This is a genomic window from Vibrio sp. MMH1-50 (assembly GCF_022347645.1).
Taxonomy (GTDB): Bacteria; Pseudomonadota; Gammaproteobacteria; order Enterobacterales; family Vibrionaceae; genus Vibrio; species Vibrio harveyi.
In genome coordinates this window covers 70,677-86,608 of sequence record NZ_JAKRGG010000021.1, presented here as the reverse complement: position 1 = coordinate 86,608, position 15,932 = coordinate 70,677, and the positions used below count along the sequence as shown (strand labels likewise).

Genomic DNA, 15,932 nt, shown 5'->3' with positions numbered 1-15,932 from the left:
CGCTATCGGGAATGACGTAGAGGAACTCTTCCAGCCTACGCGGTAAGAAAAGCTGTGTCATTCTAGCGAGCCAAGGCGAGACTAAGAATCTACTTACCGCTTGCTGCAAACCATAGAGCGATGAATTACCTCAATATATTCTGAGAGTAGATTCTGAATCACGCTCGTTCCTCACGGTTCAGAATGACGGTTCTCGTTTGGGTGTTCAACCCTACAATACGAGCTCAAACGTCATTCCGGACGAGCCTAAGCGAGCCATCTGGAATCTCGCTTTAAACATCACAACAGAGCTCCCCGACTGCGCTCCTTCGTCGCTATCGGGAATGACGCAGAGGAACTCTCCCAGCCAAAGAGATAAGAAAAGTTGTATTCTGAGAGTAGATTCTGAATCACGCTCGTCCCTCGCTGTTCAGAATGACGGTTCTCACTTGGGTGCTCTGCCCTACAATACGAGCTCCGGCGTCATTTCGGACGGGATTAAGCGAGCCATCTGGAATCTCTCTTTTAAACGTGCACCAAATCCGATTAGCAGAACGTCTCGATGTACAGCGCTTCTACTTTATCTCTTGCCCACTGCGTCTTACGTAGGAACTTCAACGACGATTTGATTGAAGGATCTTTCTTAAAGCAGTTCACACGAACGCGCTCATGCATTCCGTTCCACCCAAAGTGTTCAACTAAACGGGTAAGGATTTTCTCTAAACTCAACCCGTGAAGTGGGTTATTCGGCTGCTGTTGGCTCATGCTATTGATCCGGTAAAGTGAAGTTGCGCGCTAATCTAACTCAAACTCGCCGCGCAACCTAATGTTTTAACCTTGAATTGCCCTGCGATCCTCCCCTATAGTAGCCCAAACTTCTTAAAAGCCCTTTTCATTATGAAAGCCCTCAACGATCTGAATATCTTTGTCGAAACCGCACGCCAAGGCAGTTTTTCGAAAGCCGCCAACAGCATGGACATGACACCAGCAGCCATCAGTGCATCGATCAAACGTCTTGAGGGACAAATAGGCTTTCCGCTGTTTGTGCGCTCCACTCGCAGCCTTCGCTTAACGTCGGAAGGTGAGCTGTTCTTAGACAAAACCACTCAAGCGCTCGCAACGCTACAAGAGGGGTTAGATCAGATCTCAAGCGCGCGTGGCGAGCTATCGGGTCAACTGCACATCACCGCGCCATCTGATTTTGGTCGCAACATGCTGCTTGATTGGGTTGATGAATTTATTGATGTTTACCCGAACGTCTCTATCAAGTTAGAGCTGTCTGATAGCTTGACTGATATGTACACCAAACCCTTCGACATCGCGATTCGTTACGGCGAACCTGCTGACTCTAACCTCGTCGTATTGGCGTTATGTGGTGCAAATGAGCGAATCCTGTGCGCCTCTCCAGAATACGTCGCAAATAATCCTGTGCTGACCAAACCGGAAGACCTAAACCAACACAACTGTTTGTGTTATATGGTAGCGGATTCGGTTTACAACAAATGGACGCTGACTCGCGGAGACGAAACTGAACAGGTTGTCGTGAGTGGCAAGCTACTTAGCAACGACAGTGACTTATCCCATCGCTTAGCAATCAAAGGCAAAGGCATCGCCAACAAATCACTGATGGACATCAGCCAAGATTTGATTGAGGGAAGATTAGTAAGAGTATTACCTGAGTGGGATTGTGGTCCGGTACCGCTATACATGGTGTGCGCTGATCGTCGTTTGCTGACGCCAACCATTCGCACCTTCCGTGAATTCATTCATGAGAAATGCTGCCAGCAACGTAAGAAAGTGCTGGCAACATTCTGCTCAGAAGCTTAACCGACAAACGTCATTGGGCGAATCTGAGAATATTCAACCCAGTCGTTATCTTCTAGCGTCGAGATAAACTGCGCGATATGTGGGCTTTGTAAGTGCTTATCTAACGCTTCTTGCGATGCCCAAATTTCTTGGAACATAAACAAGCCTTCGATCTTTTGATCCAAATACAGTTCGTATTGGCAACAACCCTCTTCTTCACGTGAAGGTTCTAGTAGACCAGAAAGTAAGTTGGTTACGTTGTCGATACTATCTGGATACGCTTTAATTTCTGCAACTAAATGAATCATCTATATCAACTCTATTGATTATGAGGTTATAAATTGCGCAGGAAAAATCGTTTAGAACAAGGCGTGAACTGCGGTAACTAGTGGGTCTAATTACAAAGTTCAAAACGAAGTTATCAACGATTTTAACCAGCAAGGAGGATTAAATAATTGATAGAGTTGATATCAAATCTCAGTAAACACAGAGCTTTCTTCCCAGCGTGACTTAGGCGTCTTAGCATTAAAGTCATCTTCCGCGTGGTAACCGAGCGGCACAATCACAACGCCAGTGTAGCCTTTTTCACGTAGACCAAATTCTTCATCCAGCACTTTCGGGTCAAAACCTTCGATTGGCACCGCATCAATTTCTAGCGTTGAAGCGCCCAGTAATAATGTACCGACGTTGAGGTAGACCTGTTTCTCCATCCAATGATTAGCGTCTTTCAGGTCAAAACGGTGCATGTTCACAAAGTAACTACGACCGCCACGTACCGCTGCTTTTGCCTCTTCGGTTGGGAATCGACCGTCGTTTTCTTCCTGCGCCAATAGTGCTTCAATGTAGTCGTTATCGATGCCCGTTTTGGCACAGAACACCAACACGTGTGACGCATTCAAGATCTTGGCAGCATTAAACGCGTAGTTTTCTTGTGCTGCTTTTGCTATACGTTGCTTGCCCTCTTCTGTGCTTGCCAGAATGAAGTGCCACGGCTGAGAGTTCACACTCGATGGACTAAAACGAATCAGCTCTTTGACTGCGTCGATCTTTTCTTGAGGCAGCTTACGAGTAGGGTCAAAAACTTTGGTTGAGTAGCGGGATTTAGCAGCTTGAACGATGTCCATCGGGGTCTCCAGTCGAGTAGTTTATGCTGGTTATCACTTTAACCTTATGAGTTACAGGGAAAAACCGATTTCAGTTAAAAACATCTTCAAAATAAATTTGAAAATCGCCGATGTAACAAGCTTTGAGCACTCTCACTGAAGCAACACTCGGTTTAAGCAATAATGTCGCCTTTGCTTTGTTACCGAACCACTCCCATGCTGCCTCAAGACAACATCATCACGCCCTTTCTCTGCAAAAAACTTGGGCATAATCACCTAAGAATTGCTGGCGAATATTGGCATATTGAGAAGCTGGTTGCCTTGCAATGTATGATGTTGCAAGAGGCACCGACGCTGCGTGAAGGTCTGCTGTGGTGGAGCAAAAGTGTTTCGCTGTTCGACCGTCGCTTATACATTGTTTTCGACCACAGCGATAACCAGGTTCAGATGCGGCTAGAGTGCAGAGCTACTGAAATTCCAAGCTGGGCAGAATCAGTTTATGACTTGCTGCTGATGCAATTGGAACAGCTAGGTTTGAGTAAATCGGTGCACATTCAGCTTCACAACCATGACCTTTACTCTGCTCATTTAGAACTAGAAGACGAGACTAACCCGAATAAGAACTCGGTTGTGTTCGACTTGGTAAAACATGTTTATTTGCTGCTGTCTCACCAACCAATTGAACAGCCAGAATTGCTAAGCGTGCTTAATGCTCTGTTCGTCAAAAACAGCAATTACGCACTGAAACTAGAACAAGCCGCGCTGCAACTGGGCGTATCCAAGCGCACCTTGCAACGTCGCCTGCAAGAAAAACAAATGAGCTATTCGCAATGCGTCGACTTCGCCAAGAAAAAGCACGCATTAGCCCTACTCGCAGATACTCAACTCACAACGCAGCAAATCGCTTATCAGTTGGGTTATGAAGAGCCTTCCAACTTCCACAGAACCTTTCGCCGTTGGTACCCGTTTTCGCCAATGCAATATCGCCAGCAGTGTTTGGATAATCGTACTCATCTCAATAACCAACCCATCCGCTTGTACTACGCCAAAGCGAATACTTTAGCCGATAACGACATTGACCAACCCGTCGGTAAAATCTGGATGGAAGTGGATAATATTGCGTTTGAAAAAGTGGTCTCCGTTGAGTGTCGAGACCGTGATGGCACGTGGCGTCGCTACCCTGCCTTCTTCGAGCGTTTTTTGAACAACGGCACCGAACTATGGGCGACAACCGAGCTTCCTGTTGCTCATCCACTGACCTTTAGACTGTGTTATGAAGTCGATGGTGAGCGCTATATTGATAACAACCACCAGCGTGATTACGTGGTTTCTAAAGGGCTTTTAATTGGCGCAACAGAATACATTGTCCCGACAAGACAACTGATCCAACTCGGCACTCAGTACACCTTGTTTGTGGAACTCGCCTGCGGATTAAAAGACGTGGCGAAGATCGATTGCTACGCGGGTGACGAGCTAACTCCGCGCGCAATGAGCCAGACTCAGAACGCAGAAGATTACACATGCTGGGCGCTGCAACTGCCCCTACCCCAAACGGTTAAACAATGCCGATTCCGACTCTATGATCATTCTGGTAATGAGTTAGCCAAAGACCATTACCCGATTCAATATCCAATTGTGCAACCACTCAGTTAAATATGTAGCACAGTTCAAATTCAGCACTTCGTGACATCATTTCACGTCTTTTTTGGCGTGAAATGACACTCTCAATTTCAAACCTTTGTTTTATCGTTTCCGCATTGCTGCATAACGGAGACAAAAACCGTGTTTGAAACCTTACCTAACCCTATGAATAAAATAAAAATACTCCCTCTCGCGATCGCCCTAGCTCTTTCTGGCTGTGGTAGCGATGAAACTACGCCAACAGATACAGGAAGCCACGTGGCATCTCCTGATTGGCAAGACCAGATCATTTACTTCTTGATGATCGACCGTTTTAACGACGGCGACAACACGCTTAACGATCAAGGTCAGAATGAGTACGATCCTACCTCAGACAAAAAATTCAGTGGTGGTGACCTTGTTGGTGTCAGTGACAAGCTAGGCTACATCGAAGACCTAGGCGCTACCTCTATCTGGATTACACCGCCAGTGGCAAACCAATGGTGGGATGCAGAACAAAACTACGGCGGCTACCACGGCTACTGGGCGCGTGACTTCCAAAAAGTGGATGAGCACTTTGGTGACATGGAAAGCTACCAAGCGTTAGCGCGAGAAGTGCACGCTCGTAACATGTTCTTGATTCAAGACATCGTGACCAACCACGTAGGTAACTTCTTCACTTACGATGACCCATACAATTACGATCCTAGCCTACCTTGCCAAGGTTTCCGTTTGATTGAAAATGCGCTGCCAGCAGGGCAAGAACTGCCTTATCCGCTCAACATGAATGAGTGTAAAGAAGACGGTACTGGCATTTACCACTGGACGCCAAGCATCACCGACCACAACGACTCAGTACAGGAAAAAACCTGGCAACTGTCGGATCTGGATGACCTAAATACGTCCGATCCTGAAGTACGCGCTTATCTAAAAGAGAGCTACCGAAAATGGATCCGCGAAGTGGGCGTTGACGGTTTCCGTATCGATACTGTGAAGTTTGTTGAGCACGATTTCTGGAACGACTTCCTGCACGCCGACGATGGTGTGATGACTCAAGCGGTTGATACTGGTCGCGATAACTTCCTGACCTTTGGTGAAGTCTTCGAAACATCTACGCCTTACAACACAGAAGGCGAAGAGAAGATGCTCACTTACATCGGCGAAAGCGGCTCGCCGGAGCAGTTAACCTCGGTGTTGAACTTCCCATTGCAAGCCACCATGACGCGCGTGTTTGCAGCAGGACAACCGACCGATTACTTACGCTTTCGTCTTGAGAAAATGATGGAGATGTTCCCGAATCCATACATCATGCCGAACTTCATTGATAACCACGATATGCCGCGTTTTCTATCGCAAGGCAGTGTCAACGATATGAAGCAAGCGCTAATTACCATGATGGCGGTACCGGGCATCCCTGTGATTTACCAAGGTACAGAACAGGCGATGTCAGCGGCGCGCGATGCCATGTTTGCTGGAGGTTACCGTGAAGACGGCGACTACGTAGATTCATTCGACCAAAACAGCGAGATGTACTTGTTCATCCAAGAGCTTGCTAAGTTACGTACCGAAAACAAAGTCATGACACGCGGCGAAATGAAAGTGATTGGCAGCGATAAAGCTGGCGCCGGTGTGTTCGCCTTTACCCGAACGTTGGATAACGACGAAGTCTTGGTGGTAATGAATACATCGAATTCCCCGATGTTGATGAACCAACTCGATGTAGAGCAAGCGGGCGGCACCGTCTTCCAACAACAAATCATGTCGAACTGGGCAGACGCTCCGGAGCAGTTAATCGCCGATGAAAACGGTCACGTAACCCTTGAGCTACCAGCCAAAGCTGCCGTGATTTACTCGAAAACTAACGACACCCAATCGGTAGATACACCAGACCTCAACATCCAACTGGCACAGGATTGGGAAGGACAAACCATCACTGATGACATCGTGATTGCTGGTACTGCTAACGCAAACGAGAAATTGAACCTTGTCGTGGACGGTAATCTAGAAACCGCACAAGCCATTACCGTGGGTGCTGACGGTCAATTTAGCGTGACTTTATCTACCCGCCACTTTGCGATTGGCGAACAGCAACACCGCTTCGCGATTTACTCCACGGAGAAAAAAGCAGGCATTGAAGATGTGAACTTTGTGTCGGACTTAAGCTGGTCAAACACGCCAGACGACACTATTGATGACGCAGGTGATGCGCAAGATGGCATGGGCGGTCCTAACGGTAACTACTCGCTACCAACGGATCCAACGTTCGACAAAGACAACAGCCAACTCGCAATCAACAAAGCCGAGGTGTTTACCGTCGGCAGTAATGTGCGCTTGACCTTCACCATGGACAAGATCACCGATACTTGGTTGCCGCCAAACGGCTTTGACCACGTTGGTTTCACCATCTTCATTGATTTACCGGAAGAAGCGGCAACCAACCTGACGGACCTGCCTAAGATCAACGCTTCTATGCCAAGCGGAACATGGAGTCGCAATGCTGTGGTCTTCGGCTGGCAAAGCTCGATTTACAACGCTCAAGGCGCAAACGCGACAACATGGGGCGAAGCCGTAACACCAGCACCAATGGTCACGGTAGACAAAGCCAACAACACCATTTCGATGGACTTCGCGAGTGACGCGCTGGGTCGACCTGATTCACTGGATGGTATTCGATTCTATGTGACAACTTGGGACTTGGATGGATTGTCTGCCACTTACCGTCCACTGGAACAAGACAAAGGTCCTTGGAACTTCTCTGGCGGCGCTTCGGATGAGAGCAAGATTTGGGATGACTTACCAATCATCACCCTGTCTGAATAATCACTGAAACCGCAATAAACGCAAAAGTCGTTTCAACTATAAAAAACAAAAAGCAGCTCACCTTCGAGCTGCTTTTCTTTTTCTGAAATTCTAAACTCACTAATGTGAAAATCTCCCTTGCACTAGTTAAACAGCGACTTCACCCACAGCACTAAACTGTCCCATAACTTCCCAATCCACGAGCCCTCTTCCACTGCTTGGTTACTCACCAACGGATAGCTCGCCACGGTTTTATCGTCACTCTTCCACACGACTTTGCCAACCACATCCCCTTTTGCGATGGGTGCAATCAGCGGCTCATTCACGACCACGCTCTTGTCTAAACCAGCGGTTAGAGAGCGAGGCAGCGTCAGGTACGCGTCTTGAGCGAAGCCCAAATCAATCTCACTGACATCGCCCTTCCAGACTTTTGCACTCGCCTGAACTTCCCCCTGTTTTGCCACTTGTTTGGTGTCATAAAAGCGGAAGCCATAACTGAGCAGGTTCTTAGACTGACTAATGCGTGACTGTTTGCTTGGCGTTCCCATCACTACCGAGATCAATCGCATCTTTCCTTGCTTAGCAGAACTGACCAAACTGTACCCCGCATTGCTGGTGTAGCCCGTTTTGCCGCCATCGACATCCATCGATTTGTCCCACAACAGTTTATTGCGGTTGTATTGGGTGATCTTGTTCCACTTAAATACCTTCTCACTGTAAAGGGCATAGACTTCAGGCACGTCATTGATGATGGATTGCATCAGCGTCGCCATATCATTAGGAGAGGTTTGAATGCCCTCGCTATCCAGACCGTGCGAGTTAACAAAGTAGGTATCGTTCAAGCGGAGCTTATCTGCCCAACCGTTCATCAACGCAACAAACGCCCCTTCACTACCGGCGACATGTTCGGCGAGCGCCACACAAGCATCATTACCAGATTGAATGATCACTCCACGCATTAGGTTGGCGACGGTGATTTCATCTTTGGGTTGGATAAACATTTTTGAAGAGTCTGGGAATTTGGCTGACCATGCGTTCTCACTCACCGTCACTTTATCGTCCCATTGGAGCCGCCCGGATTTGATTTCTTGCCCTACGACGTAAGCGGTCATCAGCTTCGTTAAACTGGCAGGGGCTAATCCGGCACGTGCGTTTTGCTCCGCAATGATGGCGCCGGACTGAAAGTCCATTAACACATAGCCTTTTGCCTGCAACTGAGGCGGATTCGGCGTCACGACCGCCAATGCAGGGGCACTGATGGTCTGTAGTAATAAACAAGTGAGCGTTATTCGGGTAAGTGACGTGTTCATCAAGCATCCTCCAGGGTCAATGACCGCCAAATGTCTCGTTTCATAAAAACGGTAAGACAGTGATGTCTAAACTGCACCTATCAGATCATAGTTCACTCAGTGCATACCAACACGGAAAGATCGAAGAGTTTCTGTTTTGAGTGCCATTCCATGCCTTTCCGGCTTCAAAAATCGAGTTCTTACAACAAATCTATTGTTTCTATTAAGGAATTCGATATCGTAAAGCGACTATAAACAAGGACAGACCATAACAATGAACGCTCAATCATTTATCGACGCAGGACTGCATTACACGCCCTACTCGTTTACCGTGCCGCTGGACTACCAAGATCTAAGCAAAGGCACGATAAACGTCTTCGCTCGCTCCGTTTGTTTAGTCGGCGATGAAGACCCCGACAAACCATGGTTAGTGTATTTTCAAGGCGGTCCGGGCTTCCCTTCTCCTCGTCCAAACGGAAACAACGGTTGGATAAAACGCGCACTGAGTGAGTATCGTGTACTGCTGCTCGACCAACGCGGCACTGGTAACAGCAGCGTGATTAATCACCAGACGCTTGCGCACCTCACACCGGAGCAACAAGCAGACTACTTAAGCCACTTCCGCGCAGACAACATTGTTCGCGATGCGGAATTTATCCGTGAACAATTTGGTGTTGAGAAGTGGGCGATTTTGGGGCAGAGCTTTGGCGGCTTCTGTTCACTAACTTATCTATCGCTGTTCCCGAACAGCCTGCTCCAAAGCTACATTACGGGTGGTGTGCCTTCGGTTTCTCGTCATGCGGATGATGTGTATCACGCAACCTTTAAGCGCACCATGGAGAAAAACCAAGCCTTCTTCCAGCAATTCCCGCAAGCGCAGCAGCTATGCCAGAACATTGCTGATCACTTATTGGAGCACGAAGAGTTTCTGCCAAATGGTCAGCGTTTTACTGTCGAACAGTTCCAACAAATTGGGATTAACTTTGGTGTCAGTGACACCTTCTTGCCAACTTACTACTGGCTAGAAAGTGCCTTGATTGAAGTGAACGGTAAGCCTCAGCTTCGTTATGAATTCCTCAACGACATGCTGGCGCAGCAAAACTTCCAGACCAATCCAATTTACGCGATTCTGCACGAATCAATTTACTGCCAAGGGTTTGCTTCTCAATGGAGCGCTCACAGAGTGCGCCAAGAACACGATGCGTTCAACTATGAACAAGGCAAGCCGTTCTACTTCACCGGAGAAATGGTCTTCCCTTGGATGTTCGACCAATACGAAAACTTAAAGCCACTGAAAGAAGCGGCGGAATTACTGGCAGAGAAAGCCGACTGGACGCCGTTATACGATGCCCAGCAACTGGCAAACAATAAGGTGCCTGTGAGCTGCGCCGTCTATGCCGACGATATGTTTGTAGAAATGGACATTAGCCGCGAAACACTCGCTACAATGCCAAACTCAAAAGCGTGGATCACCAACGAATATGAGCACAACGGTCTTCGTGCAGATGGTGAGCGTATTCTCGACAAGTTAATTGCGATGGGTAAACAAACCGCAGCAACATTGAAATAAACAGCTAGCACTCAGAATTCGCTAAAAACCTAGATAGAAAAACGCCTCTTTATCACGAGATAGAGAGGCGTTTTTGGTTCAGCATCAAATATTAATAAATACCATTAGGCAAACCCGACAAATGCATCTTGATGCATTTTATTTCTTATTGTAACATCCTGTTTTTATTAAATTAGTTGGTTATAAAAATGACAAAGTTTACAGAATATAAAGTGGTTCACATTGTTGAAGGTGGTTGCGGCACAATTCTACTAGGTGCAAGTGGCTTGCCTGTGCAAAAGATGGAAGCAGAGCTGAACAAGTACGCACAAGATGGTTGGCAAGTTGTATTCCAAGTAGTGGAACAAAAACGCTTTATGCTATTTTGGAAGCGTGAGGCTGTAATTATCACTCTCGGCCGATAAGTTTGCTTAAATATATCTCTTTGAAATTGATCCATCGCTACCAGGCTAGCGGTGGTTCAAAGCAGTTATTGAATATTGAATGTAATTTTGAGCCCACTTGCTCAGAGTACACCAAACAATGTATTGCTAAGTATGGGGCAATAAAAGGTTGGAAACTTGGTTTGGCAAGAATTAAGCGGTGTAACCAACCCGACCTCATTGAAAAAATATATGACGAGGTACCGTAATGCGCTTATTTGAGCCAATTGAACAGCTAGAGAAGCAGGAAGAATTACTGAGAAGTCAGGTAAACTCATTACCTGAACATCAAAAGAAAGAATTCTATGAACGCCAGTCTAAAAGTCTCAAGGACCCCGATACCTACGCAACGTTAAACTGGTTCTTTCTTGGCGGTTTTCACCATTGCTACCTAGGTAAATATGCTTTGTTTGCTTTAGAGCTAATATTGTTAATCGTAAGTATCGTTGGCTTTGTTCTTGGACATCCTAGTGCGTTCCTTATCCTCGCGTTACTCATTATATATGAACTACCACAATTGTTTTTTTCACAGAAAATAGCAAGACAGCACAATTATCAGTTATCTTGTGAAATCTTCAATGAAGTGCGAAGAAACTAGATGATTAAACGATATAGCACTCCCCAACGTTTGGCATTTTCAGTTTAAGGTTGGGGAGCGTGTCTCACAACATAATGTGGCGTTAGTCTTTGACTCGCTTGGTCATCATTTTGGTGATCACTCGGTAGCCCATCTTATGGTAGAAATCTTCACCTTCGTGATTAAATGACGCCACGGTTAAACCGAGCTCTTCAATGTCTTGGCTGCACAAATCACTCTCGATTTTATCCATCAAAGACAAGCCAATACCTAAGTTACGATGGCTTTCAGACACCACCAATTCATTGATATATCCAACGCGTCTTTCCGGAGAGAGAATCGAGTTTACCTCTCGCACGGTACCAGAGATAAAACCAACCACCTGTCGGTTCGAACAAGCTATAAAAGCCGTGATGCTGCCATCAAAATATTTATCGAAGATGTTGCGATCTTCCCTTAACTGCGCCATTTCTTCCGGAGAACGGTAGAAATCTGGCTCAGCATTATAATGAGAGGTGTCGAGTTCGACCAAGAGCGTTTTCAACAGTGGGACGTCTTCTTCTCTTAGTCTTCTGATATGAAACTGTTGCATGTTGAATTCCTTTGCCAACCGACCTGTATCAAACACAGATCTTTGCTTCAACTGATTATCGGATAAGAAGTTTTAGGAATGTGAAGCGATTCAACAGTACAAATTTCGACCATTTATGTCGAGTACGTTTTCAACAGTTTTACGAGTTTTTACTGATAATTTGAACATCCACAAAATTTAAGTGGAAATAAAAATCCCCTTTTCTCAATAAAAGGGGATTAGATACCTAATTTAGAAAGCGGCATTTTGCTCAAAAGCGAGTGCCGATTTTAAGCGACTAAAATCACCAATCGGTTCGCCATCAAGCATAAACTGTGGGTAGCTTCTTGCGGTTGGGAATAACTCGAACAAAGTTTCCCGCTCAAACTCCACACCCAACTTGAGCGTTGCCACGTTAAAGCCCTGATTCTGCAACCACATTGCTGCGGTTTCACATTGGGAGCACTGCTCCTTGCTGTACATTTCTATTTTCATCACTCTTCTCTGCTATTCCTTGCCGTTAGAAATCCGCATCAAAACTCAATTGGCGATCTTGAGGTCGTTTGTACTCTGTAACGCGTTTTTCGAAGAAGTTGGTTTTTCCTTCCATGTCCAATAAGCGCATGTAATCAAATGGGTTTTCCGCACCAAAGATCGGGTTGAAACCAAACAAACCAGCGATAACATCGGCAGTGTGCTCAATGTATTGGCACATCAGCTCAGCATTCATACCAATCAAGTCCACCGGTAGGGCTTCCGTTACAAACTCCTTCTCAATTGAAACGGCTTCTCGGCAAATCTCTTCAAACTCTTGTTGCGTCACTTTGCCCTGCCCCAAGGTTTTGAATAGCAGCGCAGAGAAGCTAAAGTGCAACCCTTCATCACGAGCAATCAAGTCATTGCTTGCTGCCAAACCAGCCAGCAAACCACGTTTACGGAAGTAGTAAATGGCACAGAAGCTGCCAGCGAAGAACAAGCCTTCTACCAGACCAAAGGCGATCAAACGCATTGCCAATGGTTTATCGGAGGAGATCCACCTCATTACCCACTCCGCCTTACGCTTCACGGTCGGGACGTTTTCAATCGCATTGAACAAGCGCTCACGCTCTTCAACATCGGGAATGTAAGTTTCGAGTTGCAGTGCGTAAGTCTCTGCGTGAATGACCTCATTAAATGCCTGCAAAGCAAGGAAGCAGCGCGCTTCTGCGATTTCAATTTCGCCATAAAATCGAGTCAATAAGTTCTCGTTGATCATCCCTTCGCTCTGAGCAAAGAACGCCAACACATGTCGAATGAAGTGCTTTTCGCCTTCGGTCAGCTTGGCAAGATCAGCAAGATCTTGAGCAAAATCGAGTTCTTCTGTCGTCCAGAAAGCCGCTTCGTGAGTTTTGTACGCTTGCCAAATCTCTTCGTATTGAATGGGGAACAAGCTAAATTTGTTTTTAACAATCATACCGTTTCCTTACTTTCGGTTGATGTGAATCTTTTTAATTGGCGAGATAGGTTATGCGCCGCAGTTTAGGCAATCTTCATCTTCGCTTTGCTGACCAACGGTGACTTTCACCGCATTCGTTGATGGCTTAGAGCGCAAGTAGTACATGCCGGTTTTCAGACCACGTTTCCACGCGTAGAAGTGCATCGCATTGATTTGGGCGAACGTTGGTGATGCGAGCCATAAGTTGAGGCTCTGCGATTGGCAAACAAACGGGGCACGAGCTGCCGACATATCAATGATTACCTTCTGAGAGATTTCCCACACGGTGCGATACACGGATTGCAGGTCGTCTGGAATGGCATCAATGCCTTGTACTGAACCGTTATTGAGAATAATGGCGTCACGGATTTTGCTCGTCCAAAGACCACGCTGTTCCAGATCGCTCACCAGATGTTTGTTGATGATGATGAACTCACCCGATAAGGTTTGGCGTTTGTAGATATTGCTGGTTTGCGCTTCAAACGCTTCGTTGTTACCTAAAATTTGCGCTGTCGACGCCGTTGGCATTTGAGCAATCAGCAGCGAGTTGCGCACACCGTGCTCTGCGATTTGGCGCTTGAGTTGTGACCAATCCCAGCGGCTACTTGGTTGTTCATCCCACAGATCAAATTGGAACTGACCATGACTGATTGGTGAGCCGTCATAACTGGAGTACGCACCTTTTTGCGCCGCGATTTCACAAGACGCTTCAAGGGAGGCGTGATACATGGTTTCCGCGATGTCACGGTTAAGCTGCAATGCTTCTTCGCTATCGAATGGAAGGTGCATTTTGAAGAACACATCCGCCAAACCTTGAATACCCAAACCAACAGGACGATGCGCGTGGTTCGATTTTTCAATCTTATCGGTTGGGTGATAGTTCACATCGATAACGCGGTCGAGGTTCTTAATCGCGACTTTGGTAACTTGGTGAAGTTTGTCGAAATCAAACCCCGTGTCTGTAACGAACTTAGGTAGTGCCATAGACGCCAAATTACAAGCCGCCGTTTCATCTGGTGTTGAGACTTCCATGATCTCTGCGCACAAGTTACTAGATTTGATGGTGCCGAGGTTTTTCTGATTCGACTTTTCATTACACGCATCTTTGTAGAGCATGTACGGCGTACCCGTCTCAGCTTGCGACTCAATGATTTGCGTCATCAATTGGCGGGCTTTGATGGTCTTCACGCCCAAGCCCATACGCTCGTATTCTTGGTACTTCTGAGTAAATTCAGCGCCGTATAAATCAGACAAACCTTTGGTATTGTGTGGGCTAAACAGAGTCCATTCCGCGTCGTTTTCGACACGTTCCATGAACAAGTCTGGCACCCATAGAGCGAGGAACAAATCACGTGCGCGGAACTCTTCTTTACCGTGGTTTTTACGTAAATCGAGGAAGGATTCGATATCCGCATGCCAAGGCTCCAGATAAACCGCAAACGAGCCCTTGCGCTTACCGCCACCTTGGTCGACATAGCGAGCAGTTTCATTGAAGACTTTCAGCATTGGCACGATGCCATTCGACACACCGTTAGTACCAATAATTGGCGCCCCAGTCGCTCGAATATTGTGGATGTGTAGCCCAATGCCACCCGCCGATTTAGAAATCAGCGCACAATCTTTGAGGGTGTCGTAAATGCCGTTAATGGAATCTTCTTGCATCGCTAATAGGAAACACGAAGACAGTTGCTGCATCTTACAGCCAGCATTAAACAGCGTTGGCGTAGCGTGGGTGTAGTAGCCAAGACTGAGCAAATCGTATAGCTCTCTAATTTCTTCAAGATCGTCACCCGCGACAGCGACCGCTACACGCATGAACATATCTTGTGGTCGTTCAACCACCACACCTTTTACTTTCAACAAGTAGGAACGCTCGAGAGTTTTGTAGCCGAAATAATCAAACTGATAGTCGCGTTTGTAGTCAATCATGTCTTCGAGCGCAAACTGATTCTTGGCAACAAAGTCGACGTAAGTATCGGAAAGAATACCGATTTCAGAGAGCTCACGTGTTGCAGTTGCGTATCCGCTGGTTTCTTTTTGCAGAGAACTCACCATCACGCGAGCCGCAAGCTTGGCATAATCAGGGTGTTCCGTCGCAAGGCTTGCTGCCGTTTCAGCGAGGAACACATCGATTTCCGTCACCTTAATGCCGTCGTACAAACCGCTTACCACGCGTTGTGCAACCGCAATAGGTTCGACTTTTAGTCCATCAGCCAGCGCTTCGGCTCTTCGAGTCACCTTATCTAGACTGGCTTTTTCTTTCCGTCCATCTCGTTTTATAACGTCCATAATCTATATCTTGTGTGTAGTTTAAATATTGAGCACCATATGTACGCAATAGATCTAGATGATAATGGTTATCATTACAAGAAAGTTTTTTAAAAGTTAGAACTGACCATGGAGAGGGTAAGGAAACATATTGACACTGACACCAAGCTCGATAGGAACAGCAATCAGAGGCAAGCACCGCAAACGTGATAAAGTGATGAAGTTTTCCACAAAGCTTTAATTTTCATTAACTTAGTTCATTTCTAGAAAAGAATAACAAATGTGATCTAGTTCAAACTTTCACACCCTTTAACTTCCAATGCTACGCGCTGAAATTTGTTGAAAAAAACGCCGGGGAAACATGACTAAAAATATCCGCATAGTTTGTCCGTATTTCCGACTAAATTACTCAGGTATACTCCGAGCCGCTAAAATTGTTAGGTATCGAGTCGTC

Annotated in this window: 15 protein-coding genes; 7 read left to right on the top strand and 8 right to left on the bottom strand. The window is 46.4% G+C overall.

Going from position 1 to position 15,932, the window contains the following annotated elements; translation table 11 throughout:
* Nucleotides 1–525: 525 nt before the first annotated feature.
* Complete coding sequence (locus MHO32_RS15925; RefSeq protein WP_005436214.1) at nucleotides 526–744, bottom strand: VF530 family DNA-binding protein; 219 nt, start codon at nucleotides 742–744, stop codon at nucleotides 526–528.
* 132 nt (nucleotides 745–876) lie between these two features.
* On the opposite strand from MHO32_RS15925, the gene MHO32_RS15920 reads away from it, so the two are divergent.
* Nucleotides 877–1,806 carry a LysR family transcriptional regulator gene (locus MHO32_RS15920; RefSeq protein WP_188014513.1) on the top strand — a complete coding sequence of 310 codons (930 nt, stop codon included), beginning with the start codon at nucleotides 877–879 and terminating at the stop codon, nucleotides 1,804–1,806.
* On the opposite strand, the gene MHO32_RS15915 is transcribed toward MHO32_RS15920, so the two are convergent.
* Entirely contained in the window at nucleotides 1,803–2,093 is a 291-nt protein-coding gene (locus MHO32_RS15915; protein ID WP_005436210.1) for a putative quinol monooxygenase, read from the bottom strand. The genes MHO32_RS15920 and MHO32_RS15915 overlap by 4 nt on opposite strands.
* A gap of 162 nt (nucleotides 2,094–2,255) precedes the next feature.
* Nucleotides 2,256–2,909, bottom strand: coding sequence for an oxygen-insensitive NAD(P)H nitroreductase (gene nfsB / locus MHO32_RS15910; RefSeq protein WP_239212915.1), 654 nt, complete (start codon nucleotides 2,907–2,909; stop codon nucleotides 2,256–2,258).
* Between the two features lie 195 nt (nucleotides 2,910–3,104).
* Here nfsB and MHO32_RS15905 point away from each other — a divergent pair, with 195 nt between their 5' ends.
* A complete protein-coding gene (locus tag MHO32_RS15905) occupies nucleotides 3,105–4,541 on the top strand; it encodes a helix-turn-helix domain-containing protein (RefSeq protein ID WP_239212913.1) in 1,437 nt (478 codons plus the stop codon).
* A 129-nt stretch (nucleotides 4,542–4,670) separates the two neighbouring features.
* Nucleotides 4,671–7,328: an alpha-amylase family glycosyl hydrolase gene (locus tag MHO32_RS15900; RefSeq protein WP_239212902.1), complete on the top strand. Its 2,658-nt coding sequence runs from the start codon at nucleotides 4,671–4,673 to the stop codon at nucleotides 7,326–7,328.
* A 122-nt stretch (nucleotides 7,329–7,450) separates the two neighbouring features.
* Here the strand turns inward: MHO32_RS15900 and MHO32_RS15895 are convergent, their stop codons facing one another.
* Nucleotides 7,451–8,617: a D-alanyl-D-alanine carboxypeptidase family protein gene (locus MHO32_RS15895; RefSeq protein WP_239212900.1), complete on the bottom strand. Its 1,167-nt coding sequence runs from the start codon at nucleotides 8,615–8,617 to the stop codon at nucleotides 7,451–7,453.
* Nucleotides 8,618–8,870: 253 nt separating this feature from the next.
* On the opposite strand from MHO32_RS15895, the gene MHO32_RS15890 reads away from it, so the two are divergent.
* The 4 genes from MHO32_RS15890 (at nucleotide 8,871) to MHO32_RS15875 (ending at nucleotide 11,186) form a co-directional block, all read left to right on the top strand.
* Nucleotides 8,871–10,166 (top strand): alpha/beta fold hydrolase, encoded by a 1,296-nt coding sequence (locus MHO32_RS15890; protein ID WP_239212898.1) that lies wholly within the window; start codon nucleotides 8,871–8,873, stop codon nucleotides 10,164–10,166.
* Between the two features lie 188 nt (nucleotides 10,167–10,354).
* Nucleotides 10,355–10,570 carry a DUF4177 domain-containing protein gene (locus tag MHO32_RS15885; RefSeq protein WP_005447484.1) on the top strand — a complete coding sequence of 72 codons (216 nt, stop codon included), beginning with the start codon at nucleotides 10,355–10,357 and terminating at the stop codon, nucleotides 10,568–10,570.
* Between the two features lie 2 nt (nucleotides 10,571–10,572).
* The gene (yidD, locus tag MHO32_RS15880; RefSeq protein ID WP_005447483.1) at nucleotides 10,573–10,797 is read left to right on the top strand and encodes a membrane protein insertion efficiency factor YidD; all 225 of its coding nucleotides are present in this window, start codon (nucleotides 10,573–10,575) and stop codon (nucleotides 10,795–10,797) included.
* A complete protein-coding gene (locus MHO32_RS15875; RefSeq protein WP_005447482.1) occupies nucleotides 10,797–11,186 on the top strand; it encodes a hypothetical protein in 390 nt (129 codons plus the stop codon). Before yidD ends, MHO32_RS15875 begins: the two co-directional genes overlap by 1 nt.
* Nucleotides 11,187–11,268: 82 nt before the next feature.
* On the opposite strand, the gene MHO32_RS15870 is transcribed toward MHO32_RS15875, so the two are convergent.
* From MHO32_RS15870 to MHO32_RS15855, 4 genes are all read right to left on the bottom strand, one after another.
* Entirely contained in the window at nucleotides 11,269–11,757 is a 489-nt protein-coding gene (locus MHO32_RS15870; RefSeq protein ID WP_005441955.1) for a GNAT family N-acetyltransferase, read from the bottom strand.
* 231 nt (nucleotides 11,758–11,988) lie between these two features.
* Nucleotides 11,989–12,231, bottom strand: coding sequence for a glutaredoxin family protein (locus tag MHO32_RS15865; RefSeq protein ID WP_239212896.1), 243 nt, complete (start codon nucleotides 12,229–12,231; stop codon nucleotides 11,989–11,991).
* A 25-nt stretch (nucleotides 12,232–12,256) separates the two neighbouring features.
* Nucleotides 12,257–13,189 carry a ribonucleotide-diphosphate reductase subunit beta gene (locus tag MHO32_RS15860; RefSeq protein WP_101959794.1) on the bottom strand — a complete coding sequence of 311 codons (933 nt, stop codon included), beginning with the start codon at nucleotides 13,187–13,189 and terminating at the stop codon, nucleotides 12,257–12,259.
* A gap of 51 nt (nucleotides 13,190–13,240) precedes the next feature.
* Nucleotides 13,241–15,499: a ribonucleoside-diphosphate reductase subunit alpha gene (locus MHO32_RS15855; RefSeq protein ID WP_017818413.1), complete on the bottom strand. Its 2,259-nt coding sequence runs from the start codon at nucleotides 15,497–15,499 to the stop codon at nucleotides 13,241–13,243.
* Between the last annotated feature and the right edge of the window lie 433 nt (nucleotides 15,500–15,932).

What these genes read in the sequence shown, in the direction of transcription:
- MHO32_RS15925 (WP_005436214.1), bottom strand. Translation starts at nt 744, where the DNA reads ATGAGCCAACAGCAGCCGAATAACCCACTTCACGGGTTGAGTTTAGAG.
- MHO32_RS15920 (WP_188014513.1), top strand. Translation starts at nt 877, where the DNA reads ATGAAAGCCCTCAACGATCTGAATATCTTTGTCGAAACCGCACGCCAA.
- MHO32_RS15915 (WP_005436210.1), bottom strand. Translation starts at nt 2,093, where the DNA reads ATGATTCATTTAGTTGCAGAAATTAAAGCGTATCCAGATAGTATCGAC.
- nfsB (WP_239212915.1), bottom strand. Translation starts at nt 2,909, where the DNA reads ATGGACATCGTTCAAGCTGCTAAATCCCGCTACTCAACCAAAGTTTTT.
- MHO32_RS15905 (WP_239212913.1), top strand. Translation starts at nt 3,105, where the DNA reads ATGCTGCCTCAAGACAACATCATCACGCCCTTTCTCTGCAAAAAACTT.
- MHO32_RS15895 (WP_239212900.1), bottom strand. Translation starts at nt 8,617, where the DNA reads ATGAACACGTCACTTACCCGAATAACGCTCACTTGTTTATTACTACAG.
- MHO32_RS15890 (WP_239212898.1), top strand. Translation starts at nt 8,871, where the DNA reads ATGAACGCTCAATCATTTATCGACGCAGGACTGCATTACACGCCCTAC.
- MHO32_RS15885 (WP_005447484.1), top strand. Translation starts at nt 10,355, where the DNA reads ATGACAAAGTTTACAGAATATAAAGTGGTTCACATTGTTGAAGGTGGT.
- MHO32_RS15875 (WP_005447482.1), top strand. Translation starts at nt 10,797, where the DNA reads ATGCGCTTATTTGAGCCAATTGAACAGCTAGAGAAGCAGGAAGAATTA.
- MHO32_RS15870 (WP_005441955.1), bottom strand. Translation starts at nt 11,757, where the DNA reads ATGCAACAGTTTCATATCAGAAGACTAAGAGAAGAAGACGTCCCACTG.
- MHO32_RS15865 (WP_239212896.1), bottom strand. Translation starts at nt 12,231, where the DNA reads ATGAAAATAGAAATGTACAGCAAGGAGCAGTGCTCCCAATGTGAAACC.
- MHO32_RS15860 (WP_101959794.1), bottom strand. Translation starts at nt 13,189, where the DNA reads ATGATTGTTAAAAACAAATTTAGCTTGTTCCCCATTCAATACGAAGAG.
- MHO32_RS15855 (WP_017818413.1), bottom strand. Translation starts at nt 15,499, where the DNA reads ATGGACGTTATAAAACGAGATGGACGGAAAGAAAAAGCCAGTCTAGAT.